This window comes from Aquibium sp. A9E412, assembly GCF_030398335.1.
In the GTDB taxonomy this organism is placed as follows: Bacteria; Pseudomonadota; Alphaproteobacteria; order Rhizobiales; family Rhizobiaceae; genus A9E412.
In genome coordinates this window covers 115536-139437 of sequence record NZ_JAOAOP010000003.1, presented here as the reverse complement: position 1 = coordinate 139437, position 23902 = coordinate 115536, and the positions used below count along the sequence as shown (strand labels likewise).

General features: G+C 69.1%; 21 protein-coding genes. 17 read left to right on the top strand and 4 right to left on the bottom strand.

The annotated features are described in order from the left end of the window. Positions 1-28 precede the first annotated feature (28 nt). Positions 29-499, top strand: coding sequence for a MarR family transcriptional regulator (locus tag N1F89_RS02840; protein WP_290081299.1), 471 nt, complete (start codon positions 29-31; stop codon positions 497-499). A gap of 113 nt (positions 500-612) precedes the next feature. Next, positions 613-1632 (top strand): LacI family DNA-binding transcriptional regulator, encoded by a 1020-nt coding sequence (locus N1F89_RS02835; protein WP_290081373.1) that lies wholly within the window; start codon positions 613-615, stop codon positions 1630-1632. Between the two features lie 172 nt (positions 1633-1804). Here N1F89_RS02835 and N1F89_RS02830 read toward each other — a convergent pair whose 3' ends face one another. Beyond that, positions 1805-2134 carry a hypothetical protein gene (locus tag N1F89_RS02830; protein ID WP_290081297.1) on the bottom strand — a complete coding sequence of 110 codons (330 nt, stop codon included), beginning with the start codon at positions 2132-2134 and terminating at the stop codon, positions 1805-1807. A 211-nt stretch (positions 2135-2345) separates the two neighbouring features. Here N1F89_RS02830 and N1F89_RS02825 point away from each other — a divergent pair, with 211 nt between their 5' ends. Further along, positions 2346-3332: a 2-hydroxyacid dehydrogenase gene (locus N1F89_RS02825; protein WP_290081295.1), complete on the top strand. Its 987-nt coding sequence runs from the start codon at positions 2346-2348 to the stop codon at positions 3330-3332. Between the two features lie 180 nt (positions 3333-3512). After that, positions 3513-3923: a hypothetical protein gene (locus tag N1F89_RS02820; protein WP_290081293.1), complete on the top strand. Its 411-nt coding sequence runs from the start codon at positions 3513-3515 to the stop codon at positions 3921-3923. Here N1F89_RS02820 and N1F89_RS02815 read toward each other — a convergent pair whose 3' ends face one another. Then, positions 3924-4697, bottom strand: a complete 774-nt coding sequence (locus N1F89_RS02815) for a gamma-glutamyl-gamma-aminobutyrate hydrolase family protein (protein ID WP_290081290.1) — start codon at positions 4695-4697, stop codon at positions 3924-3926. 210 nt (positions 4698-4907) lie between these two features. Between N1F89_RS02815 and N1F89_RS02810 the strand changes: the two genes are divergently transcribed. Continuing rightward, positions 4908-6014 (top strand): TRAP transporter substrate-binding protein, encoded by a 1107-nt coding sequence (locus N1F89_RS02810; protein WP_290081289.1) that lies wholly within the window; start codon positions 4908-4910, stop codon positions 6012-6014. 182 nt (positions 6015-6196) lie between these two features. Here N1F89_RS02810 and N1F89_RS02805 read toward each other — a convergent pair whose 3' ends face one another. Together N1F89_RS02805 and N1F89_RS02800 are read right to left on the bottom strand one after the other, a co-directional pair. Further along, positions 6197-8035, bottom strand: coding sequence for a TRAP transporter large permease subunit (locus tag N1F89_RS02805; protein WP_290081287.1), 1839 nt, complete (start codon positions 8033-8035; stop codon positions 6197-6199). Beyond that, positions 8028-8636, bottom strand: a complete 609-nt coding sequence (locus tag N1F89_RS02800; RefSeq protein ID WP_290081285.1) for a TRAP transporter small permease subunit — start codon at positions 8634-8636, stop codon at positions 8028-8030. The genes N1F89_RS02805 and N1F89_RS02800 overlap by 8 nt, the downstream gene beginning before the upstream one ends. Positions 8637-8838: 202 nt before the next feature. Between N1F89_RS02800 and N1F89_RS02795 the strand changes: the two genes are divergently transcribed. The 12 genes from N1F89_RS02795 to N1F89_RS02740 all read left to right on the top strand — a co-directional run bounded on the left by N1F89_RS02795 (position 8839) and on the right by N1F89_RS02740 (position 23774). Further along, positions 8839-9012: a hypothetical protein gene (locus N1F89_RS02795; protein ID WP_290081283.1), complete on the top strand. Its 174-nt coding sequence runs from the start codon at positions 8839-8841 to the stop codon at positions 9010-9012. Beyond that, positions 9009-12485, top strand: a complete 3477-nt coding sequence (locus N1F89_RS02790; RefSeq protein ID WP_290081281.1) for an indolepyruvate ferredoxin oxidoreductase family protein — start codon at positions 9009-9011, stop codon at positions 12483-12485. Before N1F89_RS02795 ends, N1F89_RS02790 begins: the two co-directional genes overlap by 4 nt. Before the next feature lie 131 nt (positions 12486-12616). Next, positions 12617-14935, top strand: coding sequence for an EAL domain-containing protein (locus N1F89_RS02785; protein ID WP_290081279.1), 2319 nt, complete (start codon positions 12617-12619; stop codon positions 14933-14935). A gap of 225 nt (positions 14936-15160) precedes the next feature. Then, complete coding sequence (locus N1F89_RS02780; protein ID WP_290081277.1) at positions 15161-15892, top strand: hypothetical protein; 732 nt, start codon at positions 15161-15163, stop codon at positions 15890-15892. 106 nt (positions 15893-15998) lie between these two features. Beyond that, a complete protein-coding gene (locus N1F89_RS02775; protein WP_290081275.1) occupies positions 15999-16673 on the top strand; it encodes a Crp/Fnr family transcriptional regulator in 675 nt (224 codons plus the stop codon). Positions 16674-16965: 292 nt separating this feature from the next. After that, positions 16966-18942, top strand: coding sequence for an AMP-binding protein (locus tag N1F89_RS02770; RefSeq protein WP_290081274.1), 1977 nt, complete (start codon positions 16966-16968; stop codon positions 18940-18942). Continuing rightward, a complete protein-coding gene (locus N1F89_RS02765) occupies positions 18939-19763 on the top strand; it encodes an ABC transporter ATP-binding protein (protein ID WP_290081272.1) in 825 nt (274 codons plus the stop codon). Before N1F89_RS02770 ends, N1F89_RS02765 begins: the two co-directional genes overlap by 4 nt. A 16-nt stretch (positions 19764-19779) precedes the next feature. After that, positions 19780-19923 carry a DUF3096 domain-containing protein gene (locus N1F89_RS02760; protein WP_290081270.1) on the top strand — a complete coding sequence of 48 codons (144 nt, stop codon included), beginning with the start codon at positions 19780-19782 and terminating at the stop codon, positions 19921-19923. 21 nt (positions 19924-19944) lie between these two features. Beyond that, on the top strand, positions 19945-20904 hold the full coding sequence (locus tag N1F89_RS02755; RefSeq protein WP_290081268.1) for a branched-chain amino acid ABC transporter permease: 960 nt from the start codon (positions 19945-19947) through the stop codon (positions 20902-20904). Between the two features lie 2 nt (positions 20905-20906). Further along, entirely contained in the window at positions 20907-21284 is a 378-nt protein-coding gene (locus N1F89_RS02750; protein WP_290081266.1) for a VOC family protein, read from the top strand. A gap of 1 nt (position 21285) precedes the next feature. Beyond that, positions 21286-22362, top strand: a complete 1077-nt coding sequence (locus N1F89_RS02745) for a branched-chain amino acid ABC transporter permease (RefSeq protein WP_290081264.1) — start codon at positions 21286-21288, stop codon at positions 22360-22362. A gap of 92 nt (positions 22363-22454) precedes the next feature. Beyond that, entirely contained in the window at positions 22455-23774 is a 1320-nt protein-coding gene (locus N1F89_RS02740) for an ABC transporter substrate-binding protein (RefSeq protein ID WP_290081261.1), read from the top strand. The last annotated feature ends 128 nt before the right edge of the window (positions 23775-23902 follow it).

Sequence of the window (23902 nt, the reverse complement as noted above, 5' to 3'; positions counted from 1 at the left end):
CGGCAGGAGCGCCGCGAGGGGAACGGCGATGGCCAAGGCTTCCAAGGGTGCCGTGCTCGGCCGGCTGCAGGCCGCGGCGCGGCTGTCGCGCACCGCGCTCGCCACCCGTCTGCTCACGCATGGCTTCTATGCCGGCCAGGACCAGGTGATGCTGGCGCTCAGCCTGGAGGACGGCCAGACGCCCGGCGGCCTTGCCGCGCGGCTCGGCGTGCGGCCGCCGACGGTGACCAAGACGATCAACCGCCTGCAGGGGCAGGGTTTCGTGGAGAAGCGCGCCTCCGACCGCGACGCCCGCCAGGCGCACGTGCACCTGACGCCGGCCGGCCGCGAGGCCATCCGCTCCATCGAAAAGGCGTTGCGCAAGACCGAGAAGCAGGCGCTGCGCGGCCTCGACAAGAAGGAGCTGAAGCAGCTCGCCAAGCTGCTGGCGCGCATCGAGGACAATCTCGGCGACAGCCAGGACCTGCCGGAGCTCGGCGCGACCGAAGCGGCCGAGTAGCCCGCGACGGGCCGCCGTCGGGGGCGAAGGGGGGGGGTTGATCGCGCGGCCCTGCTTGGCCTATGCCTCTTTAAACCGTTTAATCCGGGTGGAGAACGGTTGGGAGGCGCGCGCTGGCCCAGAAGATCAAGCTTTCCCATATCGCCGAGGCGCTCGGCGTCTCGACCGCGACCGTCTCGCTGGCGCTGCGCGACAGCCCGCTGGTCGCCGATGCCACGCGCGAGCGCATCAAGGAGCATGCGCGCGCCATCGGCTACATCTACAACCGCCGGGCGGCGAGCCTGCGCACGCGGCGGTCGGGCATCGTCGGGGTCGTGGTGCACGACATCATGAACCCGTTCTTCGCCGAGATCCTGCGCGCCATCGAGGGCGAGCTCGACCGCTCGCGGCAGACCTTTCTGCTGTCCAACCACTACGACCAGCTCGAGAAGCAGCGCAGCTTCGTCGACACGCTGCTGCAGCTGGGCGCCGACGGGGTCATCATGTCGCCGGCCATCGGCACGCCGCCCGAGGACATCCGCATGGCCGAGGAGAACGGCCTGCCGGCGGTGCTGATCGCGCGCACGGTCAAGGACGCGCCGGCGCCGGCCTTCCGCGGCGACGACGCGCACGGCATCGGGCTGGCCACCTACCACCTGATCGCGCTCGGCCACCGCCGCATCGCCATGGTCGGCGGCACCGACCAGACCTCGACCGGCCGCCACCGCTACCAGGGCTATGTCGCGGCGATGAACAAGGCCGGCCTCGACGCGCCGCCGCACTGGCGGCTGCCCGGCCCGCGCACCAAGCAGGCGGGCTTCGAGGCCGCCATCGGCGTGCTGACGATGAAGGAGCGGCCGACCGCCGTGGTGTGCTGGAACGACCTGGTGGCGATCGGCCTGATGAACGGCATCGCGCGCGCCGGCCTGACGCCGGGCGTCGACATCTCCGTCACCGGCTACGACGACCTCGAGGAGGCGGCGATCGCCACGCCGGCGCTGACCACCGTGTGGAACGGCCAGCGCGAGGTCGGCAAGCGCGCCGCCCGGGCGCTGCTGGAGCGGCTCAACGGGGCGGACGTGGCGCCGCAGGAGGTGCTGATCCGGCCCGAATTGCGCGTGCGGCAGTCGACCGGACGGCCGCCGCGGCGCTAGAAACGATCCGCCTTTCACCCGATCGCAGATCGTCTCCAGATTATGGTTCTGACGCGTTTGCGCAGGGCGAACCGGTGTCCACTTCGCCTGCAAACGCCTCGACTCGGCGACGCAAGAAAAAACGGGCCGGACAGGGCCCGACCCGTTTTTCCCGAGAATGACGGCGGGGCGCTTACAGCGCGCCGACCTTCTCGCACAGGCTCACCGTCACCGGACCGTAGGAGCCGCGGTTCTGCATGGCGCGGTCGCACGCGGCGACCACCTCGGCACGGTCGTCGTCGCCCATGGCGCCGAACGCCGTCTCGATCTCCTCGTCCGTGCGCAGCTCGGCCATCGTCTCGTCGGTGAAGAAGCCGCCCATGACCTCGGCGTTGTCCTCGTACATCACGCGCTCTTCGTCCGACATGAAGTTCGGGCCGGAGGCGTTCTTGCTCTGGGCGAGCGCGCCGCCGGTCGCAAGGCCGACGGCCATCACGGCGGTGGTGAGAAGCTTCATTTTCATCACTCAGATCTCCTTTGAATTCCTTGCGCGCTTGGCTTGCGCGACTGCGGCCTCAACGTGCTGCCCGGCGGGTTGTTCCCAGGGCGCGGCGATCAAACGAACGTGATCGTGGCGCCTGCCGCCGGCGCTTCGGCCGCGGCGATTTTGCGGCCGGCGCAAATCGGCTAGGCTTGCGCGCCGCCGCCGCGCGGCGCGAACCTGGAGGGCCCGCTTGGACACGCAGCGCATTCCGATCATCGTTCCGGGGCGGCTTCACCCGCACGCGGTGGAACGCATCTCGGCCACCTTCCGGATGGTGCCGATCGCGCGCGCCGACGCCGCGCTGCTGCCGGACGGCCTCGCCGGCGAGGCACGCGGCGTGGCGGCGATGACGCAGATCGACGCCGCCTTCATCGACGCCCTGCCGGGCCTCGAGATCATCGCCAATTTCGGCGTCGGCTACGACGCCGTCGATGCCGGGCACGCCGCCCGGCGCGGCGTCATTGTCACCAACACGCCGGACGTGCTGACCGACGAGGTGGCCGACACGGCGGTCGGGCTGCTCATCAACACCGTGCGCCGGCTGCCGCAGGCGGAGGCCTGGCTGCGCGCCGGGCGCTGGCGCGGCGAGGGCGCCTTCGCGCTGTCGCCGCTCACCCTGCGCGGGCGCAGCGTCGGCATCTTCGGCATGGGGCGCATCGGCCTTGCCGTGGCGCGCCGGCTGGCGGCCTTCGGCCTGCCGATCGCCTACCACAACCGGCGGCCGGTCGCCGACACGCCCTACACCTATCACGACACGCTGGTCGGGCTGGCGGCGGCCGTCGACACGCTGATCAGCGTCGCGCCGGGCGGCGCGGCGACGGACCGCGCCGTCAATGCCGAGGTGCTGGCCGCGCTCGGCACCGACGGCGTGTTCGTCAATGTCGGGCGCGGCAGCACCGTCGACGAGGCGGCGCTCGCCGCCGCGCTGGCCGACGGCACCATCGCGGCGGCCGGCCTCGACGTCTTCGCCGACGAGCCGAACGTGCCGGAGGCGCTGCTGTCGCGTGACAACGCCTGCCTGCTGCCGCATGTCGGCTCGGCCTCGGTGGCGACGCGCCGGGCGATGGCCGACCTGGTGGTCGACAACCTGGTCGCCTGGTTCGAGACCGGCCGCCCGCTCACGCCGGTGTCGGAGACCGCGGCGCTGCCGCCGCGCGGAGCCCGCGAGCAGGCTTAAGCCGATCTGCTCTTCACGGTCGCGCGGATCGGCTCCAAGTCGTCGTCTTGACGCGTTTTGCGAACGGCGAAACGGTTTCCACGTCGCCGGGCAACGCTTTAGCGGATCGTTAAGGCTTCGCGCCCACGCTCGTGCAGGCAGGCAGCCGCATTGGCCGGCGCCGCGGCCGGAGGTGAGGCAATGAAAGGCGCAGCGATGGTCGGCGCGGCGGCGCTGGTTCTCGGCATTTCGGCGCTTCTGGCGCCGGGGCCGGCAGGCATCGACAGGCAGACGACCGGCAGCGTTGCCGTCGACGCGGCGGCCGAGCGCCCGCACTACCGGGTCGTGGCGCCGGGCGACGGAGCGCGCTGCGGGCTGCGGCGCGGGCCGGCCGTCGAGCCGGGAACCCGCCGGCTCGAGCTGTTCGGCGCCTGCGACGCGCTGATGCAGGGGCTGTCGCGGGCGCGCTACTGGCGCGAGCAGGACGACGGCTCCGTCGCGCTGGTGCTGGCGCAGGGCCGCACGCTGGTCGAGTTCGCCGCCGGCGACGGCGTCGCCTATGAATCCTTCCGGCCGGGCGCGCCGATGCTGGCGCTGGTCGCCGTGCGCTAGCTATTCCGCCGCGGCGGGGGCGCGGCGCGCGGCGGCGTGGGCGCGCACGGCGTCGCCGAAGGCGCGCAGCACCCGCGCCGACATGTCGTCCGAGCCAGCCCAGTATTCGGGATGCCACTGCACGCCGACCGCGAAGCCGCGGGCGCCGGCCACCGACACCGCCTCGACCGTGCCGTCCTCGGCCAGCGCCTCGACGACGAGGCCGGGCGCCGGCGCGTCGATGCCCTGGCGGTGCAGCGAGTTCACCCGCTTGTCGCCGGCCCCGACGATGCGCGCCAGGCAGGTGCCGGGCTTGACCGACACCGTCTGGCGGATGGCGAAGCGCTCGTCCTGCACGTCGCTTTCGGGCGCGCGGTGGTCGAGCGCGCCCGGCCGCTCCTGCAGCTCGGTCGCCAGCGTGCCGCCGAGCGCGACGTTGAGCTCCTGCAGGCCGCGGCAGATGGCCAGCAGCGGCAGGCCGCGGGCCAGGGCGCGGCGCGCCAGCGGCAGCGTGGTGGCGTCGCGGGCGAGATCGAAGGGACCGTCGCGCTCGTGCGCCGCGGCGCCGTAGCGGGACGGGTGGACGTTGCTCGCCGAGCCGGTCAGAAGCACGCCGTCGACGCCGTCGAGCAGGGCGTCGAGGTCGAGCCGCTCGCCAAAGGACGGCACGATCAGCGGCAGCACGCCGGCCGCGCCGACCGCCGCCTCGAGATAGGTCGACGGCGTGGCGTGCCAGGTGTAGCGGGCGAAGTCTCGCACGTCGGACGACACGGCGACGAGCGGCTGCTGCGGCATTGCAAACCTCCATGGGGCGGCGCTCCGGCCCGCCCTGCACAGCGCGCCGCAACGGCGGCGGCAATCAGACTTAAGTAGAATATCGCCGCGCGGGCGCAAGTCCTTCCCGTGCTGGACAGCTTTGGCGGGGCGTGTATTGATACCGCCCCGGGGCCGACAAAAGGGGAACACAACGGCCTCGTATCCGTCTGAAATCATGGGAGGAATCCGATGGATCGCCGTTCATTCATACGCAAGGCCGGCTTTGCCGGAGCCGGTGCCGCAGCCGCCACCACGCTCGCCGCACCGGCAATCGCGCAGTCCAACCCGAAGATCACCTGGCGCTGCACCTCGTCCTTCCCCAAGGCGCTCGACACCATCTACGGCGCGGCCGAGACGATGGCCCGCTTCGTCAGCGAGGCGACCGACGGCAATTTCGAGATCCAGGTGTTCGCCGCCGGCGAGATCGTGCCCGGCCTGCAGGCGGCCGACGCGGCATCGGCCGGCACGGTGGAGCTGTGCCACACCGCGTCCTACTACTACTGGGGCAAGGATCCGTCCTACGCGCTCGGCACCGCGATCCCGTTCGGCCTCAACTACCGCCAGCAGAACGCCTGGTACTACTACGGCCAGGGCAACGAGCTGATGAACGAGTTCTACGCCACGCAGAACCTCTACGGCCTGCCGTGCGGCAACACCGGGGCCCAGATGGGCGGCTGGTTCCGCAAGGAGATCAACACGGTCGACGATCTCGACGGCCTGAAGATGCGCATCGGCGGCATGGGCGGCAAGATCATCGAGAAGCTCGGCGTCGTGCCGCAGCAGATCGCCGGCGGCGACATCTATCCGGCGCTGGAGAAGGGCACGATCGACGCCACCGAGTGGGTCGGGCCGTATGACGACCAGAAGCTCGGCTTCAACAAGGTGGCGCAGTACTACTACTATCCCGGCTGGTGGGAAGGCGGCCCGGTGCTGCACGCCATGGTCAACCTGGAGAAGTGGAACGAGCTGTCCGACACCTACAAGGCGGTGATGGAATCGGCCTGCCGGGCGGCCAATGCCGACATGATGGCGAGCTACGACTACAAGAACCCGAGCGCCGTCCGCCAGCTCGTCGCCGACGGCGCGCAGCTCCGGCCGTTCAGCCAGGAGATCCTGGAGGCCTGCTACAACGCGGCGATGGAGACCTACGACGAGATCAACGCCGAGAACGAGACCTTCAAGAAGATCTACGACAACCAGCGGGCCTTCAAGAAGGACGCCTATCTGTGGGCGCAGCTGTCGGAGTACACCTTCGACACCTTCATGATGATCCAGCAGCGCGCCGGCAAGCTTTAAGCCGCGTCCAGAGCGAAGCGGGAACCGGGTTGCCGTTCGCAAACGCGTGAGAACAATAACTTGGAGCCGACCTGCGAAGCCATGAAACGCAGGCCGGCGCTGGCAGCAAGGCCCCGGGTGCCCGCCCGGGGCCTTCGTCGTCGAGCGGGCCGGTTTCCGGCAGCGCCGCCGCCGGCCCACCGTCAGTCGAAGCGCGGCGGCTGGCTCAGGTCGCTGCCGCCATTGCCGGCGGGAGCGTCGTCCGCGCCTTCGGCCGGCGGCTCGGCCGGCGGCGCGCCGAGCGGCGTCAGCGTGCCGATGCCGGGAAGCTGCAGTCCGCCGCCACCGCCGCCGGTGCCCTCGCCGCCCGGCGGCGTGTCGAAGGGCGAGCCGAGGCCGCCCGGCAGGCCCGGCTGGTTGCCGTCCTGGCCGAACGGCGGCACGGTGATCTCGATGTCGTCGGGGTCGACCACGTTCTCGCTCTTGTAGTGGGTGACGAGCTGCGGGAAGGAGATCACCAGCAGGATCATGGCGAACTGGATGACGATGTAGGGCAGGGCGCCGCGGTAGATGGCGAAGGTCCTGACCGCCGGCAGCGTGCGCCCCGACACCTCGTCGAACCACTCCTTGTTGGGCGCGATGGAGCGCAGGTAGAACAGCGAGAAGCCGAAGGGCGGCGTCAGGAACGAGGTCTGCAGGTTGATGCCGAGGATGACGCCGAACCAGATCAGGTCGATGCCCAGCGTCTCGGCCGCCGGCGCCAGCAGCGGCACCATGATGAAGGCGATCTCGAAGAAGTCGAGGAAGCAGCCGAGCACGAAGACGACGATCGTCACGACGATGAGAAAGCCGCTCTCGCCGCCCGGCAGGCTGAGCAGCAGCTCCTCGATCCACACATTGCCGTTGATGCCGTAGAAGGTGAGGCCGAAGACGCGCGCGCCGATCAGGATGAACATGACGAAGGCGGCGAGCTTGGTGGTCGAATCAAGCGCCTGCTTGAGAACGGAGAAGCTCAGCCGCCGCTTGATCATCGCCAGAACCAGCGCGCCGGTGGCGCCCATCGCGCCGCCCTCGGTCGGCGTGGCGATGCCGAGGAAGATGGTGCCGAGCACCAGGAAGATGAGCGCCAGCGGCGGGATCAGCACGATCACCACCTGCTCGGCCAGGCGCGACAGGATGCCGAGCTTCAGGTAGCGGTTGAGCAGGCTGAAGGCGAGCGCCACCAGGGTGGCGGTGGTCGCCGCCCAGACCAGCCGCACCTCGTCGGACATCTCGGCGAAGACCGTGTGGTAGGTGGCGAAGTAGATGCCGACGGCAGCCGCCAGAAGCGCGATCAGCGAGGTGACGCCGCCGCCCAGCGTGCGCGTCTCCGGCGGCAGGGCGGGCGCCCATTGCGGCTTCACCAGCGTCACGGCGAAAACGTAGAGGCAGTAGGCGCCGATGATGATCAGCGCGGGCAGCAGCGCGCCGACATACATGTCGCCGACCGAGCGGCCGAGCTGGTCGGCCATGACGATCAGCACCAGCGAGGGCGGCACGATCTGGGCCAGCGTGCCGGAGGCGGCGATGGTGCCGGTGGCGAAGCTCGCATTGTAGTTGTAGCGCATCATGATGGGCAGCGAGATCAGGCCCATGGCGATCACCGAGGCGGCGACCACGCCGGTGGTGGCGGCGAGCAGCGCGCCGACCAGCACGGCGGCATAGGCGATGCCGCCGCGCACCGGGCCGAAGAGCTGGCCGACGGTGTCGAGCAGGTCCTCGGCCATGCGCGAGCGCTCGAGGATCAGCCCCATGAAGGTGAAGAAGGGGATGGCGAGCAGCGTGTCGTTGTACATGATCCCGTAGATGCGCTCGGGATGCGACTGCAGCAGCGGCCAGAACAGCCGGATCTCGCTCGAGATGTGCGACAGCTCGACGCCGATGACGAAGAAGAACAGCCCGCCGGCGGCCAGCGTGAAGGCGACCGGATAGCCGATCAAAAGCATCGCCATCACCGCGACGAACATGATCGGCGCCAGGTTGTGCGCGATGACGTCAATCACGGCCCTTTTCCTCCATCTCGATGGCCGCCTCGGCGGCCGGATGCAGGGCGTGCTGCGGGTTGGGCTCGTCGATGATGCCGCGGATGACGGCGAAGCGCTTGATGATCTCCGACACCGCCTGGGCGGTGAGCAGCACGAAGCCGGCGAGCACCATGAACTTGGCCGGCCAGATGATCAGGCCGTTGGCGTTGGCCGAGATCTCGCCCGACAGGAAGGAGCGGCGGAACCACGGCCAGCTCAGCCACACCAGCAGCGCGACGAAGGGCAGCAGGAAGAAGACGTGGCAGAACAGGTCGATCCAGTCGCGCGTGCGCTTGGACAGCATGTTCGAGATGATGTCGATGCGGATGTGCTCGTTGCGCAGCAGCGTGTAGGCCGCCGCCAGCATGAACACCGTGCCGTAGAGATACCACTGCAGCTCGAGCAGCGCGTTGGAGGCGCGCGGAATCGGCAGGAACCGCGGCAGGCCGTCGCCGACGAAGCGGACGATGGCGTTGTAGGCGGACACCAGGACCGCCGCCAGCACCAGCCAGGACACGTTTGTGCCGATGAAGGTGTTCACGCGATCGACGACGCGCGCCAGGCCTAGCAGCCCCGCCATTGGTCTCCTCCGAATGTTCCCCTCGCGGCTTTGCCGCTTGTTGTGGTCGCCACACTGCATGCGAACGGGACGAAAGTCGACTGCCGCCCCGGGCGCGCGTGGTCGAGTCCGCCTAGCAGCTTCCCCGATGCTTGTGAATTAGACTGCCGTTGCAGCCGGCGGCCGGGGTTGGCGCACGCCGGCGGGCGCGAAAGGATGTTGCGTGCGCGCCGTCGACGCGGACCGGATCGCGCTCGACGCGGCGGCCGGCGGAGCGGAAATTGCGCTTTGGAAAGCGGGCGTGAAAACGTTTGACGCGGCGCGGGCGAATGGAAACACTGTCGCGCCGAACCGTCGTGCCGCGCTGTGGCGGGCGACGGCGGGAGGATATCGATGACGCTGCACGACGTCTCGCTGGACGACAAGTACGACCTTTCCAAGGACCGGATCTTCATCTCGGGCGCGCAGGCGGTGGTGCGCATGCTGCTGATGCAGCGCGAGCGCGACCGGCGCGCCGGCCTCAACACCGCCGGCTTCGTGTCGGGCTACCGCGGCTCGCCGCTCGGCGGCCTCGACCAGCAGCTCTGGAAGGCGCGGCGCCAGCTCGCCGGCTCCGACATCGTCTTCCAGCCCGGCCTCAACGAGGAACTGGCGGCGACCGCGTGCTGGGGCTCGCAGCAGGCCGAGCTGCTCGGCGAGGGGCGCTACGACGGCGTGTTCTCGGTGTGGTACGGCAAGGGGCCGGGCGTCGACCGCTCGGGCGACGTGTTCCGCCACGCCAACCTGGCCGGCTCGTCGCGCAACGGCGGCGTGCTGGCGCTGATGGGCGACGACCACACGGCCGAATCCTCGACCGTGGCGCATGCCACCGAGTTCCTGTTCGTCGACACGATGATCCCGATCCTCAACCCGGCCGGGGTGCAGGAGCTGATCGACTACGGCCTGTACGGCTATGCGCTGTCGCGCTTCGCCGGCACCTGGGCGGCGATCAAGTGCGTCAAGGACAACATCGAATCGACCGCCTCGGTGGATGTCGCGCTCGACCGCCTCGGCGTGGTGACGCCGGAGTTCGACATGCCGCCCGGCGGCCTCAACATCCGCCACGAGATCGACCAGCTCGGCCAGGAGGCGCGGCTGCATGAGCACAAGCGCGCGGCGGCGGCCGCCTTCGTGCGCGCCAACGGGCTCAACCGCATCGTCTATTCGGGCGGCCGCAACGCCCGGCTCGGGATCATCACCGTCGGCAAGAGCTATCTCGACGTGCGCCAGGCGCTCGATGATCTCGGCGTCGACGAGGCGCGCGCCGCGCAGCTCGGCCTGCGGCTGTTCAAGGTCGCCTGCCCGTGGCCGCTCGACATCGAGCACCTGAAGGACTTCGTTGACGGGCTCGAGACCGTCATCGTGGTCGAGGAGAAGCGCTCGCTGATCGAGGTGCAGGTGCGCGAAAACCTCTACGGCACGGCGATGCAGCCGACCGTGGTGGGCAAGAAGGACGAGCGCGGCGACTGGCTGTTCCCGGCCAAGGGCGCGCTCGACCCGAACGACATCGCCATCGCCATCGGCGAGCGCATCCTGCGGGTGATCGGCCCGTCGGAGGAGATCGCCCAGCGCGTCAGCCGGCTGCGCCAGTACCAGGCGATGCTGGCCGACACCGCCGACGTCGCCGTGCGCACGCCCTATTTCTGCTCCGGCTGCCCGCACAACAGCTCGACGCGCGTGCCGGAGGGCTCGCTCGCCGGCGCCGGCATCGGCTGCCACTTCATGTCGCTGTGGATGGACCGGTCGACCGTCGGCTTCACGGCGATGGGCGGCGAGGGCGCGCAATGGGTCGGCCAGGCGCCGTTCTCCAAGCGCAAGCACTTCTTCCAGAACCTCGGCGACGGCACCTACAACCACTCCGGCGTCCTGGCGCTGCGCTTCGCGGTGGCGAGCGGCGTCACCATGACCTATAAGATCCTCTACAACGACGCCGTGGCGATGACCGGCGGCCAGCCGCACGAGGGCAGCCTGTCGGTCGACATGATCGCGCGCCAGGTGCGGGCGGAGGGCGTCGAGCGGATCGCGGTGGTCAGCGACGAGCCGGACAAGTACGGCGGCACCGCCGCCTTCCCGCCCGGCACCACGGTCGACCACCGCGACGACCTCGACCGGGTGCAGCGCGACCTGCGCGAGGTCGAGGGCGTGTCGGTGCTGATCTACGACCAGACCTGCGCGGCGGAGAAGCGGCGCCGGCGCAAGCGCGGCACGTTTCCCGATCCCGACCGGCGCGTGGTCATCAACGAGCTGGTGTGCGAGGGCTGCGGCGACTGCGGCGTGCAGTCGAACTGCGTGTCGGTGCAGCCGGTGGAGACCGAGTTCGGCCGCAAGCGGCGCATCGACCAGTCGTCGTGCAACAAGGACTTCTCCTGCCTGAACGGCTTCTGCCCGTCCTTCGTGACGGTGCATGGCGGCCGGCTGCGCAAGAGCTCCGGCGCGGCCGGCGCGGCCGATCCGCTCGACGGCGTGCCGGAGCCCGCCGCGCGGCCGCTCGAGGCCGGCTGGTCGGCCATCGTCGACGGCATCGGCGGAACCGGCGTCGTCACCATCGGCGCCATCCTCGGCATGGCCGCGCATCTGGAGGGCAAGGGCGCCGGCATCATCGACATGGCCGGCCTCGCCCAGAAGGGCGGCGCCGTCTACAGCCATCTGCGCATCGCGCCGCGCCCGGCCGACATCAGCGCGATCCGCGTGTCGGCCGGCAAGGCCGACCTCATCCTGGGCTGCGACCTCGTCGTGTCCGGCGCCAAGAAGGTGCTGGCCGCCGCGCGTCCGGGCCACACGCTGGTCGTCGCCAACACGGCGGAGGTGATGCCGGGCGACTTCACCCGCCAGGCCGACTTCTCGCTGCCGAGCGAGCGGCTGAAGAAGGCGATCCGCGAGGCGGCGGGCGCGGAGCAGGCGCATTTCTTCGACGCCACGCGCACCGCCGCGGCGCTGTTCGGCAACGCGCTCGCCTCCAACATGTTCATGCTCGGCATGGCCTACCAGTTCGGCGGCCTGCCGCTCGGCGCCGAGGCGATCGAGCGTGCCATCGCGCTGAACGGCCAGGCGGTCGACATGAACGTCGCGGCCTTCCGCTGGGGCCGGCGCGCCGCGCACGAGCCGGAGGCCGTGCGCGGCATGGTCGCCCGGGCCGACGACGCGCCGGCGGCCGAGCGACCGGCCGAGACGCTGGACGAGATCGTCGAGCGGCGCGCCACCTTCCTCGCCGGCTATCAGAACGCCGCCTATGCCGAGCGCTACCGCCGGCGCATCGAGCGGCTGCGCGCGGCGGAGGCGCGCGCGGTGCCCGGCTCGACCGTCGTCACCGAGGCGGCGGCGCGCAACCTGTTCAAGCTGATGGCGATCAAGGACGAGTACGAGGTGGCGCGGCTGTTCTGCGACGGCGCCTTCAGGCGCCAGCTCGCCGCCGAGTTCGAGAGCTACGAGCGGCTGGAGTTTCATCTGGCACCGCCACTGACGGCGCGGCGCGACGGCAATGGCCGGCTGAAGAAGGCGCGCTTCGGGCCGTGGATGATGTCGGCCTTCGGCGTTCTGGCGCGGCTGAAGGGCCTGCGCGGCACCGCGCTCGACGTGTTCGGCTACACCGCGGAGCGCCGCATGGAGCGCCGCCTGCTGGCCGACTACGAGGCCGACCTCGAACGCATCGAGGCGGCGCTGGCGCCCGGCCGCATCGAGGCGGCCGCCGCGCTCGCCTCGGTGCCGGCGCTGATGCGCGGCTTCGGCCACGTCAAGGAGGTGAATGTCGAGACGGCGCTGGCCGAGCGCGGCCGGCTGATCGAGCGCCTCGACAAGGCGGCCGGGACACCGGCTCTGGCGGCCGCCGAATAGCGCCCCGCCGGCAGCGGCGACAGGCTCCGGCGCGGCCGCGCCGGAGCCCAGGCTGCGGCCGGCCCGAAGCCAAATAAGTGTTTCTTAATGCAGATATGGCAGGTTTTCGCTCGCCGAGCCGGGACGAGCGTATGCCGAACAGAAACAACAGCGACATTCCCGACGATGTCTATGTGCAGTTCGTCAGGTCGTTGTTCGACAACCACCACATGCTGCTCATCGGCGCGATGTGTCACGCCATCGTCGCCGGCATGGCCTATTGGAACAACGGCAATCCCGTCTTCGCCGCGCTGGCGCCGCTGCTGCTGGCCGTCGGGCTGTGGCGCTATGCGGGGCTGCGGCGCTTCCACAGCGCGCCGCGCGAGCTCGATTTCGCCGCCGCGCAGCGCTGGGAACGCGAATACGTGGTCAAGGGCAGCCTGCAGGGCCTGGCGCTCGGCAGCTTCTGCTTCATCGCCATCTATCTCTATCCCGATCCGTATGCGGAGCTTGGCGCCGTCGCGGTGACGCTCGGCTCGATCGTCACCGTGGTCGGCCGCAACTACGGCTCGCCGCGCATGGTGCTGATCTTCGCCACCACCTTCGTGGGGCCGATCGCCGCCGGCCTGGTCCTGCGCCTCGACGTGCCCAACGTAATCCTCGGGCTCTTGATCGTGCCCTTCATGGTCATCATCAAGGGCAGCGCCGACAATGTGCGCCAGGTGCTGTTTTCCGCGGTGATCGGCCACCGCAAGGCCAGGCAGCTCGCGCAGCGCTTCGACCGCGCGCTCAACACCATGTCGCACGGCCTCGTCATGCTCGACACCGAGGGCCGCGTGGTGGTGGCCAATGCCGGGGCGGCGGAGGTGATGGGCTTCTCGCACCATTCGCAGCTGCTCGGCCGCTCGCTGATGGCGCTTCTGATGCGCGGCGTGGCCGGCGGGCTTCTCAGCATGAAGGACTGCCGCTTCGTGGAGAGCCAGCTCACCCGCGCGCTGCGCGAGGGGCGCGACCGCAAGCTGATGCTGCGGCTGACCAACGGCCGGCACTTCGAGTTCTCCGCCCGCGAGGGCCGCGACGAGCTCGGCGTCATCACCTTCGAGGAGGTGACGCAGCGCGTCCAGGCGGAGGAGAAGGTGCGCTTCATGGCGCGTTACGACAGCCTGACCGGGCTGCCCAACCGGGCCTACTTCCACGAGATCGTCGACGAGATGATGACGACCGGCGACCGCGACCGGCGCTGCGGCCTGGCTGTGCTCGACCTCGACGACTTCAAGACCGTGAACGACACGCTCGGCCATCCGGTCGGCGACGGGCTGATCTACGCGGTGGCCGAGCGGCTCACCGCCTTCGCCGAAGACGAGGTCAAGATCAGCCGGTTCGGCGGCGACGAGTTCATGATCTTCGCCAACCGGGTGGAGACGGAGGCGGCGTTCGCCCGGCTGCTCGAGGAGGTGTTCGCCGCGCTGCACGGCGACGTCGACGTGGCGGGCCACGCGCTGCACATCCAGGTCAGCGCCGGCGCGGTGGTCACCCGCGTCGCCGACACCGATGTCGACGCGATGATCGTCAAGGCCGACCTCGCCCTCTACAAGGCCAAGGAGATGGGCAAGAACGGCTGGCAGCTCTTCGAGCCGGCGATGGACGAGGCCTTCCGCAGCCGCCAGGTGATGAAGGCCGACCTGCGCAACGCCATCGCCGCGCGCGGCCTGCGCGTCGTCTACCAGCCGATCGTCGCGGTCGACACCATGCGCATCGCGAGCTGCGAGGCGCTGTGCCGCTGGGACCATCCCGAGCTCGGGCCGGTCTCGCCGGCCGTCTTCATCCCGCTCGCCGAGGAGATGGGCATCGTCTCGGAGATCAGCGCCTTCGTGCTCGAGCAGGCGTGCCGCGAATGCGCGAGCTGGCCGGACGGCATCTGCGTGTCGGTCAACCTGTCGGCGCGCGACTTCCGCAACCGCAGCGTCATCGACCGGGTGCGCGAGGCGCTGGAAGGCTCGGGGCTGGAGCCGGGACGGCTGGAGATCGAGGTCACCGAAACGGCGCTGCTCGACGACAAGTCGTCGACGCACGACTTCCTGGCCGAGATCAAGGCGCTCGGCGTGCGCATCGCGCTCGACGATTTCGGCACCGGCTACTCGAGCCTCAGCTACCTGCACACGCTGCCGCTCGACAAGGTCAAGATCGACGGCTCCTTCGTCGTCGACGTGACCTGCAACGCGCGCTCGCTCGAACTGATCAAGGGCGTCGTCAACCTGTCGCGCCCGCTCGGCCTCGCCGTCACGGTGGAGGGGGTCGAGACCTTCGAGCAGCTCAAGACCCTGGTGCTCGACGTCAAGCCAGACCTGGTCCAGGGCTTCCTGTTCGGCTCGGCGCTGACGGCCTCGGGCATCTCGACCATGTCGCGCACGGTGTGGCCCTTCCACAAGAAGATCCACGCCGCACGCCGCACCGCCTCAGACCCCGTCTGAACGGTCCCGCAATCCCCCGTTCCGCTGCCCCTGGGTAAAGCGCGACTTCCGCGATCGCGGAATAGCCGGCCCAGGTGTCCGTTAACGTTAATGAGACGTGAACCTGTTTGATTCAAATTTTAGCCTTCCGGGCACACAGGGGCTGGAGTATCGTTTTGAAACACATGCAATGCGGCGGACTTGATCATGGGTGTTCTTGCGTCTCTCCGGTTCTCGAGTGGAACTATGCCTGCGCCGCGCGCTGAATCGACTTTCGACCGGTCGGTCTTCGCGCTTCTGGAACGTGTCGAATACCGCTACTGCGACAGCGGCGAGGATCTCGAGGCGATCTACCGGCTGCGCTACGAATCCTATCTCACGGCGGGCATGGTGAAGGCGGACGCCTCGCGCCAGGTGAAGGACCGCTTCGACGACCTGCCCAACTCCTACCGCTACGGCGTGTTCTTCGACGGCGTTCTGGTCAGCACGCTGCGGCTGCACCATGTCAGCCGCAAGCACCCGCTGTCGCCGAGCACCGAGGTGTTCGGCGAGGTGCTGTCGCCGCGCGTGGCGGCGGGCGAGACCTTCATCGACCCGAGCCGCTTCGCCGCCGACCTGGAATGGTCGCGCACGCTGCGCGTCCTGCCCTACATCACGCTGCGGCTGGCCGTGGTGGCGTGCAAGCATTTCGATCCGACCTACTGCCTCACCGCGATCAAGGAGGAGCACGCCTCGTTCTACCGGCGCATCTTCCGCTCCGAGGAGGCGGCGCCGCCGCGCACCTATCCCGGTCTCACCATGCCGGTGCACCTGTTCCAGTCGAAGTGCGCCGACAACATGGACGACACCATCCGGCGCTTCCCGTTCTTCCGCTCCACGGCCTTCGAGCGGCGCATGCTGTTCGACCGGCCGGGTCTCGGCGACGTGGCGCCGCTGACGGTGCTGCCGACGGCGAAGTATCTGCGCGACGCGGCCTGAGGCGGGCCGCCGGCCCGCGCCGGCGTCTTGTCATCGCCGGCGGCGGCGTTCATAAGCGGGCAGGCGGCGCGCGCGGCGATCGCGGGCGCCGGCAGCGCCGGGAGCCATGACCACGAGCAGCGACATCGTCCGATCCGCCGTGTGGGCGGCCGAACTCACCGAGGCCGAGCTCGAGCGCGCGCGACGCGGCGTCATGGAGCGCCACTTCGCCAAGGGCGCCTATGTGTGCCACCGCGGCGACCGGCTCGACTACTGGACCGGCGTGGTCTCGGGGCTCGTCAAGATCAGCGCCATCTCGCGCTCGGGCAAGGCGATGACCTTTGCCGGGGCGGCGGCAGGAAGCTGGTTCGGCGAGGGCTCGGTGCTCAAGGACGAGGCGCGGCGCTACGACGTGGTGGCGCTGCGCGACACGCGCATGGCGATGATGCCGCGCGCCACCTTCATGTGGCTCTACGAGAACAGCCCCGGCTTCACCCGCTTCCTGGTGCGCCAGCTCAACGAGCGGATGGGCCAGTTCATCGCCACCATCGAGTACGACCGTATCCTGCACCCCAAGGCGCGGGTGGCGCGCAACCTGTCGTGGTTCTTCAATCCGGCGCTCTATCCCGGCGCCGAGCCGGCAATCGAGATCAGCCAGGAGGAGCTGGCGCTGCTGGCCGGCGTGTCGCGCCAGGTGGTCAACCGCAGCCTGCGCGAGCTGGAGACGGAAGGGCTGGTGCGCACCGAGCACGGCCGCATCACCGTGCTCGATCCCGAGGCGCTCAGCCTCTACGACATGTGATCCGATGACATGGGATCCGGCGGCGGGCGGGTGCGCGGCGCAGAGATGCGGCCACTGGCAAGCGGCGCGCAGGCTCGGTGGAAAGGGGCAGGGGCGAAAGCGGCCCGGCGATCTACGCGTCGGTCCGGCAAAACGCTCCCACGTCTACAGACATTGTGCGGCCGCGTCTGTCAAGGGGTCTGTTGATCGGACCCGGCATTCGTGGAAATTTTTCCGCAACGACAAGAAGTTGGCGGCGCCGGCGTGGGGGGAGGGCCTGACGCAGACGGCGACGCGGCGGGAGGAAAACCGATTGGCGCAGCAGTCCGCGTCACGCGACACGTTTGCGAAGTATCTGCTGTTGAACGCGGAGCGCTTCCGCGGCCGGCCCGCCATGCGCCACAAGGACTATGGCATCTGGCAGAGCTGGACCTGGGAGGAGCAGCGCGACGAGGTGCGCGCCTTCGCGCTCGGCCTTCGGGGGCTCGGGCTGGGCCGCGGCGACAAGGTGGCGATCGTCGGTTCGAACCGGCCGCGGCTCTACTGGAGCTTCGCCGCCGTGCAGTCGCTCGGCGGCGTGCCGGTGCCGGTCTATGCCGACTCGGTGGCCGAGGAGATGGCCTACGTGCTCAACCACGCGGAGGTGCGCTTCGCGGTGGTGGAGGACCAGGAGCAGGTCGACAAGCTGCTGTCGATCGGTGCGGAGGTGCCGTCGCTTTCGACCATCGTCTATGACGAGAAGCGCGGGCTGCGCGACTACGACGAGGCGCAGCTGCACGCCTACGAGGACCTGCGGGCGGCCGGCATGGCGCGGCTGGCCGACGACCCGCAGGCGGGCGCGGCCTGGCTCGAGTCGGTCGAGGCCGGCCGCGGCGCCGACCTCGGCATCATGCTCTACACCTCCGGCACCACGGGCCGGCCGAAGGGCGTGATGCTGTCGAACGACAATCTCGTGAAGTCGGCGCTCAACGGCAACGCCTTCGACAAGCTCGGCCCCGACGAGAACACCATCGCCTATCTGCCGCTCGCCTGGGTCGGCGACCACCTGTTCTCCTACGCGCAGTCCTACACCGCCGGCTTCTGCGTGAGCTGCCCGGAAAGCGCGGAAACGGTGAACGAGGACCGGCGCGAGATCGCGCCGACCTACTTCTTCGCGCCGCCGCGCGTGTTCGAGAGCATGCTGACGACGATCATGGTGCGCATGGAGGACGCCGGTCGCGTCAAGAAGGCGATGTTCGACCATTTCCTGGCGCACGCCCGGCGGGTCGGCGAGCCGCTGCTCAACGGCGAGCGGATCGGGCTGTGGGACCGCATCGTCTACGCGCTCGGCGAGTTCCTGGTCTACGGGCCCCTGAAGAACCGCGTCGGGCTGTCGCGGCTCAGGGTCGGCTACACCGCCGGCGAGGCGATCGGCCCGGAGCTGTTCAGCTTCTACCGCTCGATCGGCCTCAACCTGAAGCAGCTCTACGGCCAGACGGAGGCGACGGTCTACATCACCCAGCAGCCCGACGGCCACATCCGGGCCGACACGGTGGGGCTGCCCTCGCCGGAGGTGGAGATCCGCATCGCCGACAACGGCGAGGTGCTTTATCGCTCGCCGGGCGTCTTCATGGGCTACTACAAGAACGACGAGGCGACGGCCAGCACCAAGACGGCGGACGGCTGGGTGCACACCGGCGACGCCGGCTTCTTCGACGAGGACGGCCAGCTCAAGATCATCGACCGGGCCAAGGACGTCGGCAAGCTGTCGACCGGGGCGCTGTTCGCGCCGAAATACGTCGAGAACGCGCTCAAGTTCTTCCCCGACATCAAGGAGGCGGTGGCCTTCGGCCACGGCCGCGACTTCTGCGCGGCCTTCGTCAACATCGACCTGCAGGCGGTCGGCAACTGGGCCGAGCGCAACAACATCGCCTACGCCTCCTATCAGGAGCTGGCCGGTCATCCGCGGGTGCGCGAGATCATCGCCGGGCACGTGCGCGAGACCAACCGGCGGCTGGCGGCCGAGCCGATGATGGCCGGCTCGCAGGTGCGCCGCTTCCTGATCCTGCACAAGGAGCTCGACGCCGACGACGGCGAGCTGACGCGCACCCAGAAGGTGCGCCGCTCCTACATCGCCGAGCGCTACGGCGAGCTGATCGAGGCGCTCTACGACGGCTCGACCGAGAAGTATGTCGAGACCCAGGTCACCTATGAGGACGGCCGCAAGGGCATGATCCGCGCCACGGTGGAGATCATCGACGCCGAGACCTTCGGCGAGCCGGCCGAACCGATCCGCGAGGCCGCCGAATGAACCCGCGTCCCGATCCCGCCCAGCTCGCCGCGCCCGACGACGGCATCGCCGCTGGCCAGGTGCTTCTGGAGGTGAAGAACGTGTCGCTCGCCTTCGGCGGCGTGAAGGCCATCACCGACGTCTCGTTCGACGTCGTGAAGGGCGAGATCCGCGCCATCATCGGGCCGAACGGCGCGGGCAAGACGTCGATGCTCAATGTCATCAACGGCTTCTACACCCCGCAGCAGGGCACCATCGTGTTCCGCGGCCGGCAGCGCCGCGCGATGAAGCCGCACGAGGCGGTCGGCCAGGGGATCGCCCGCACGTTCCAGAACGTCGCGCTGTTCAAGGGCATGTCGACGCTCGACAACATCATGGCCGGGCGCTCGGTGATGATGAAGGCGGGCATCGGCTGGCAGCTCTTGTGGCACGGCCGGGCGCTGGCCGAGGAGATCGCCCACCGCCAGACCGTCGAGGAGATCATCGACTTCCTCGAGATCCAGCACATCCGCCACACGCCGGTGGGCAAGCTGCCCTACGGCCTGCAGAAGCGCGTCGAGCTCGGCCGGGCGCTGGCCATGGAGCCGAGCCTGCTTCTGCTCGACGAGCCGATGGCGGGCATGAATCTCGAGGAAAAGGAAGACATGAGCCGCTTCATCATCGACGTCAACCAGCAGCGCGGCACGACCATCGCGCTGATCGAGCACGACATGGGGGTGGTGATGGACCTGTCGGACCGCGTCGTGGTGCTCGACTACGGCAAGAAGATCGCCGACGGCACGCCCGACGAGGTCAAGAACGACCAGGCCGTCATCGACGCCTATCTCGGCGTGCCGCACTGAAGCCCCGGAGGACCGCATGCCCGAACTGCCGCTCAGCCCGCTCCTCGCCCTCATCGCCGGCGTCGCCATCCTCGTGGTGCCGCGGCTGCTGAGCTACATCGTCGCCATCTACCTGATCATCATCGGCCTGCTCGGCCTGTTCCCGTCGCTCGCCGCGTAGGCGCGCCAGCAGAGGACGCCCATGGACCTTCTCGACGCGATCTTCGTCCAGCCGTTCGCCGACATGGCGGCGGCCCCCGATTTCCTGCTGCAGGTGCTGTGGGAAGGGCTGGTCGGCGGCGTGCTCTACGCGCTGATCGCCCTCGGCTTCGTGCTGATCTACAAGTCCTCGCGCATCTTCAACTTCGCGCAGGGCATCATGGTGGTGTTCGCCGCGCTGACGCTGGTCGGGCTCTACGAGCGCGGCGTGCCGGCGCTGATCGCGCTGCCGCTGACGCTGGCGGTGATGTTCGTGCTGGCGGTGGCGATCGAGCGGCTGGTGCTGCGGCCGCTGGTCAACCAGCCCGACATCATCCTGTTCATGGCGACGATCGGCATCACGCTGTTCCTGATCGGCTTCGGCGAGATCATCTTCGGCGGCGAGAACAAGGTGATGATCACCGAGCAGCTCTACATCCCGACCGGCAGCTTCCTGTTCGAGCCGTTCGGCGGCTTCGTGTCGATCGAGCAGAAGGACCTGACGGCGGTGATCGGCGCGGTGGTGCTGGTCGTCGCGCTGCTCGTCTTCCTCAACAAGTCGAAGATCGGCCGCGCCATCCGGGCGCTCGGCGACGACCACCAGGCGGCGCTGTCGGTCGGCATCTCGCTGTCGACCATCTGGGTCATCGTGTGGTTCATCGCCGGCCTGATCGCGCTCGCCACCGGCATCGTGTGGGGGGCCCGGGCGGGCGTGTCCTTCGCGCTCGAGGTGATCGCCTTCAAGGCGCTGCCGGTGCTCATGCTCGGCGGGCTGGAGAGCGTCATGGGCGCCATCGTCGGGGGCCTGGCGATCGGCATCCTGGAAAAGCTGTTCGAGATCTACTGGGGCCAGCCGCTGCTCGGCGGCAACACGGAAGCCTGGTTCGCCTACGTGTTCGCGCTGGTGGTGCTGCTGTTCAGGCCGCAGGGCCTGTTCGGCGAGAAGATCATCGAGCGGGTGTGACGATGGCACACCGCTCGCGCATCGGCGTCGTGGTGATCGACTGCCAGACGGAGGACCTGGCGCCGGCGACGCGCTTCTGGTCGGCCATGCTCGGCATGACGGGCGAGGTCGACGCGGACGGCCGGTACGCGGTGTTCGACGGCCATGCCGGCCATCCCAAGGTGCTGCTGCAGGCGGTTGACCACGCGCCGCGGGTGCATCTCGACGTGGAGACCGACGACCGCGAGGCGGAGTGCGCGCGGCTCGCCGCGCTCGGCGCCGTCGAGGTCGCGCGGGTGAAGAACTGGATCGTGATGCAGGCGCCGACAGGCCACCGGTTCTGCCTGGTCGGGCCGCAGGGCGACGACTTCCCCGGCAACGCCAAGCAGTGGGACTCCTGACATGCTCTACCGCACCGCCGGCCAGTTCAAGACGTCCTACGAGGCCGACCACGCGCTGTTTCCGGTGCGCCAGGACGCCTTCCTGCTCGGCTTCGTGCTGGTGCTGGCCTTCGTCGTGTTTCCGCTGTTCGCCAGCGAGTTCACCTTCCGGGCGCTGCTCATCCCGGTGCTGATCTACTCGCTCGCCGCGCTCGGCCTCAACATCCTGACGGGCTATGCCGGCCAGCTCTCGCTCGGCACCGGCGCCTTCATGGGGGTGGGCGCCTATGCCTGCTACAAGCTCGTCACCATCTTCCCCGAGCTCAACATCGCGCTGGCGATCCTGTTCTCGGGCTTCTTCTCGGCGGCGATCGGCGTCGTGTTCGGGCTGCCGTCGCTGCGCATCAAGGGCTTCTATCTCGCCATCGCCACGCTGGCGGCGCAGTTCTTCCTGGTGTGGCTGTTCCAGAAGTGGGGCTGGCTCTACAACTACAACGCCTCGGGCGCCATCCAGGTGCCCAACATCGAGATGTTCGGCATCACGGTGGCCGGACCGCTCGCCTCGGCGGCCACGCAGTACTATTTCGTGCTGTGCTTCGTCGTGCTGATGACCGTCTTCGCCATCAACCTGACGCGCGGGCGCATCGGCCGCATGTGGAAGGCGGTGCGCGACATGGACATCGCCGCCGAGCTGGTCGGCATCAACCTGATGAAGGCCAAGCTGCTCGCCTTCTTCGTGTCGTCCTACATCGTCGGCGTGGCCGGCGCGCTGTTCGTCTTCCTGTGGCGCGGCGCGGCGGAGGCCAACCTTTTCGACATCCCGCTGTCCTTCCGGGTGCTGTTCATCGCCATCATCGGCGGGCTCGGCTCGATCCTCGGCAACTATCTCGGCGCCATCCTGATCGTCGCCCTGCCGGTGGTCATCGGCGCCGTGCCCGAGCTGTTCGGCATGAGCATCAGCTCGGCGACGGTGGAGCACCTCAACGTGATGATCATCGGCGCGCTGATCATCGCCTTCCTGATCGTCGAGCCGCACGGGCTCGCACGGCTGTGGGCCGTCATTCGGGAGAAGCTGATCCTTTGGCCGTTCCCGCACTGACGCCTTCTCGACGGCCGGGCCTCGCCCGGGCGGCAAACGGGGTCGGTTCGCCCTTTCCGCAACGGAAAAAAGAACAAGTGGAGGAAACAAGCATGAAGACAGCAATCAAGACAGCGGTCCTGTCCTCGGCCCTGGCCCTCGGCGTCGCCCTGTCGGCGCCCGCCGCGATGGCCCAGGAGGACTCGATCTACATCCCCAACCTGTCCTACCGCACGGGTCCGTTCGCGGCGACGGGCATCCCGCTGATGAACGGCCAGCGCGACTACATCAACATGCTCAACGCGCGCGACGGCGGGCTGAACGGCGTGCGCCTCGAATATGACGAGTGCGAGACCGGCTACTCCACCGAGAAGGGCGTGGAGTGCTACGAGAAGACCAAGGCGCGCGCCGTCGTCACGCAGCCCTGGTCGACCGGCATCACGCTGCAGGTGCTGCCGCGCACCAATGTCGACGAGATCCCGATCCTGGCGCCCGGCTACGGCTTCTCGCCGATGGCCGACGGCAAGGTGTTCCAGTGGGCCTTCAACCCGCCGTCCTCCTACTGGGACGGCGCCTCGATGATCCTGAAATACATCTCCGACGGCGATCTCGACACGCTGTCGGGCAAGAAGATCGCGCTGCTGCATCTCGACCATCCCTACGGCAAGGAGCCGATCCCGCTGTTCGAGAAGATGGCCGAGCAGCACGGCTTCGAGTTCCTGCCGATCCCGGTCGGCCTGTCGGAGATGCAGAACCAGTCGGCGCAGTGGCTGCAGATCCGCCGCGAGCGGCCGGACTACGTGGTGATGTGGGGCTGGGGCGCGATGAACGCCGGCGCCATCACCGAGGCGGTGAAGACCAAGTATCCGATGGACCAGTTCATCGGCATCTGGTGGTCGGGCCATGACGGCGACATGCAGACCGTGGGCGAGGAGGCCAAGGGCTACAAGGCGATCTCGTGGAGCGTGCCGATGCCCGACGCGCCGGTGATGGCCGACATCCGCGAGCACGTCATCGAGCCCGGCGACTCCATGGTCGAGGACGAGAGCCAGCTCGACTGGGTGTTCTACCAGCGCGGCCTGACCATCTCGATGATGCTGGTCGAGGCGATCCGCGCCGCGCAGGATGAGTTCGACACCCAGACGGTCGACGCCACCCAGGTGCGCTGGGGGCTGGAGAACATCAACCTCGACGAGGCCCGGCTCGAGGAGCTCGGCATGAGCGGCATGATCGTGCCGTTCAAGACCTCCTGCGCCGACCACACCGGCCATGGCGGCGGCTGGATGCTGGAGTGGGACGGGTCGAAGTTCGTCAAGGTCTCCGACCTCATCACGCCCGACCGCGAGGCGATCGCGCCGCTCGAGGCTGAGAAGGCGCAGGAATACGCCGAGGCCAACGCGCCCTGGCCGACCAACGAAGAGTGCAGCATGTAAAGCTGCCCTTCGCCTCCTGAGGGGGAGGCGGGCGCCGGCCGGCAGCCGCCGGCCGGCGCTCCTTCGCGGCGGCCCGCCGCGCCAACGAGATGGACCGCGAGGCCGCCGCAGGCCTGCCGCGATCGCGG

Bases quoted from the DNA above. Each gene is read 5' to 3' on its own strand.
- N1F89_RS02840 (WP_290081299.1), top strand. From the start codon at position 29: ATGGCCAAGGCTTCCAAGGGTGCCGTGCTCGGCCGGCTGCAGGCCGCG.
- N1F89_RS02830 (WP_290081297.1), bottom strand. From the start codon at position 2,134: ATGAAAATGAAGCTTCTCACCACCGCCGTGATGGCCGTCGGCCTTGCG.
- N1F89_RS02820 (WP_290081293.1), top strand. From the start codon at position 3,513: ATGAAAGGCGCAGCGATGGTCGGCGCGGCGGCGCTGGTTCTCGGCATT.
- N1F89_RS02815 (WP_290081290.1), bottom strand. From the start codon at position 4,697: ATGCCGCAGCAGCCGCTCGTCGCCGTGTCGTCCGACGTGCGAGACTTC.
- N1F89_RS02810 (WP_290081289.1), top strand. From the start codon at position 4,908: ATGGATCGCCGTTCATTCATACGCAAGGCCGGCTTTGCCGGAGCCGGT.
- N1F89_RS02800 (WP_290081285.1), bottom strand. From the start codon at position 8,636: ATGGCGGGGCTGCTAGGCCTGGCGCGCGTCGTCGATCGCGTGAACACC.
- N1F89_RS02790 (WP_290081281.1), top strand. From the start codon at position 9,009: ATGACGCTGCACGACGTCTCGCTGGACGACAAGTACGACCTTTCCAAG.
- N1F89_RS02785 (WP_290081279.1), top strand. From the start codon at position 12,617: ATGCCGAACAGAAACAACAGCGACATTCCCGACGATGTCTATGTGCAG.
- N1F89_RS02780 (WP_290081277.1), top strand. From the start codon at position 15,161: ATGCCTGCGCCGCGCGCTGAATCGACTTTCGACCGGTCGGTCTTCGCG.
- N1F89_RS02775 (WP_290081275.1), top strand. From the start codon at position 15,999: ATGACCACGAGCAGCGACATCGTCCGATCCGCCGTGTGGGCGGCCGAA.
- N1F89_RS02765 (WP_290081272.1), top strand. From the start codon at position 18,939: ATGAACCCGCGTCCCGATCCCGCCCAGCTCGCCGCGCCCGACGACGGC.
- N1F89_RS02760 (WP_290081270.1), top strand. From the start codon at position 19,780: ATGCCCGAACTGCCGCTCAGCCCGCTCCTCGCCCTCATCGCCGGCGTC.
- N1F89_RS02755 (WP_290081268.1), top strand. From the start codon at position 19,945: ATGGACCTTCTCGACGCGATCTTCGTCCAGCCGTTCGCCGACATGGCG.
- N1F89_RS02750 (WP_290081266.1), top strand. From the start codon at position 20,907: ATGGCACACCGCTCGCGCATCGGCGTCGTGGTGATCGACTGCCAGACG.
- N1F89_RS02745 (WP_290081264.1), top strand. From the start codon at position 21,286: ATGCTCTACCGCACCGCCGGCCAGTTCAAGACGTCCTACGAGGCCGAC.
- N1F89_RS02740 (WP_290081261.1), top strand. From the start codon at position 22,455: ATGAAGACAGCAATCAAGACAGCGGTCCTGTCCTCGGCCCTGGCCCTC.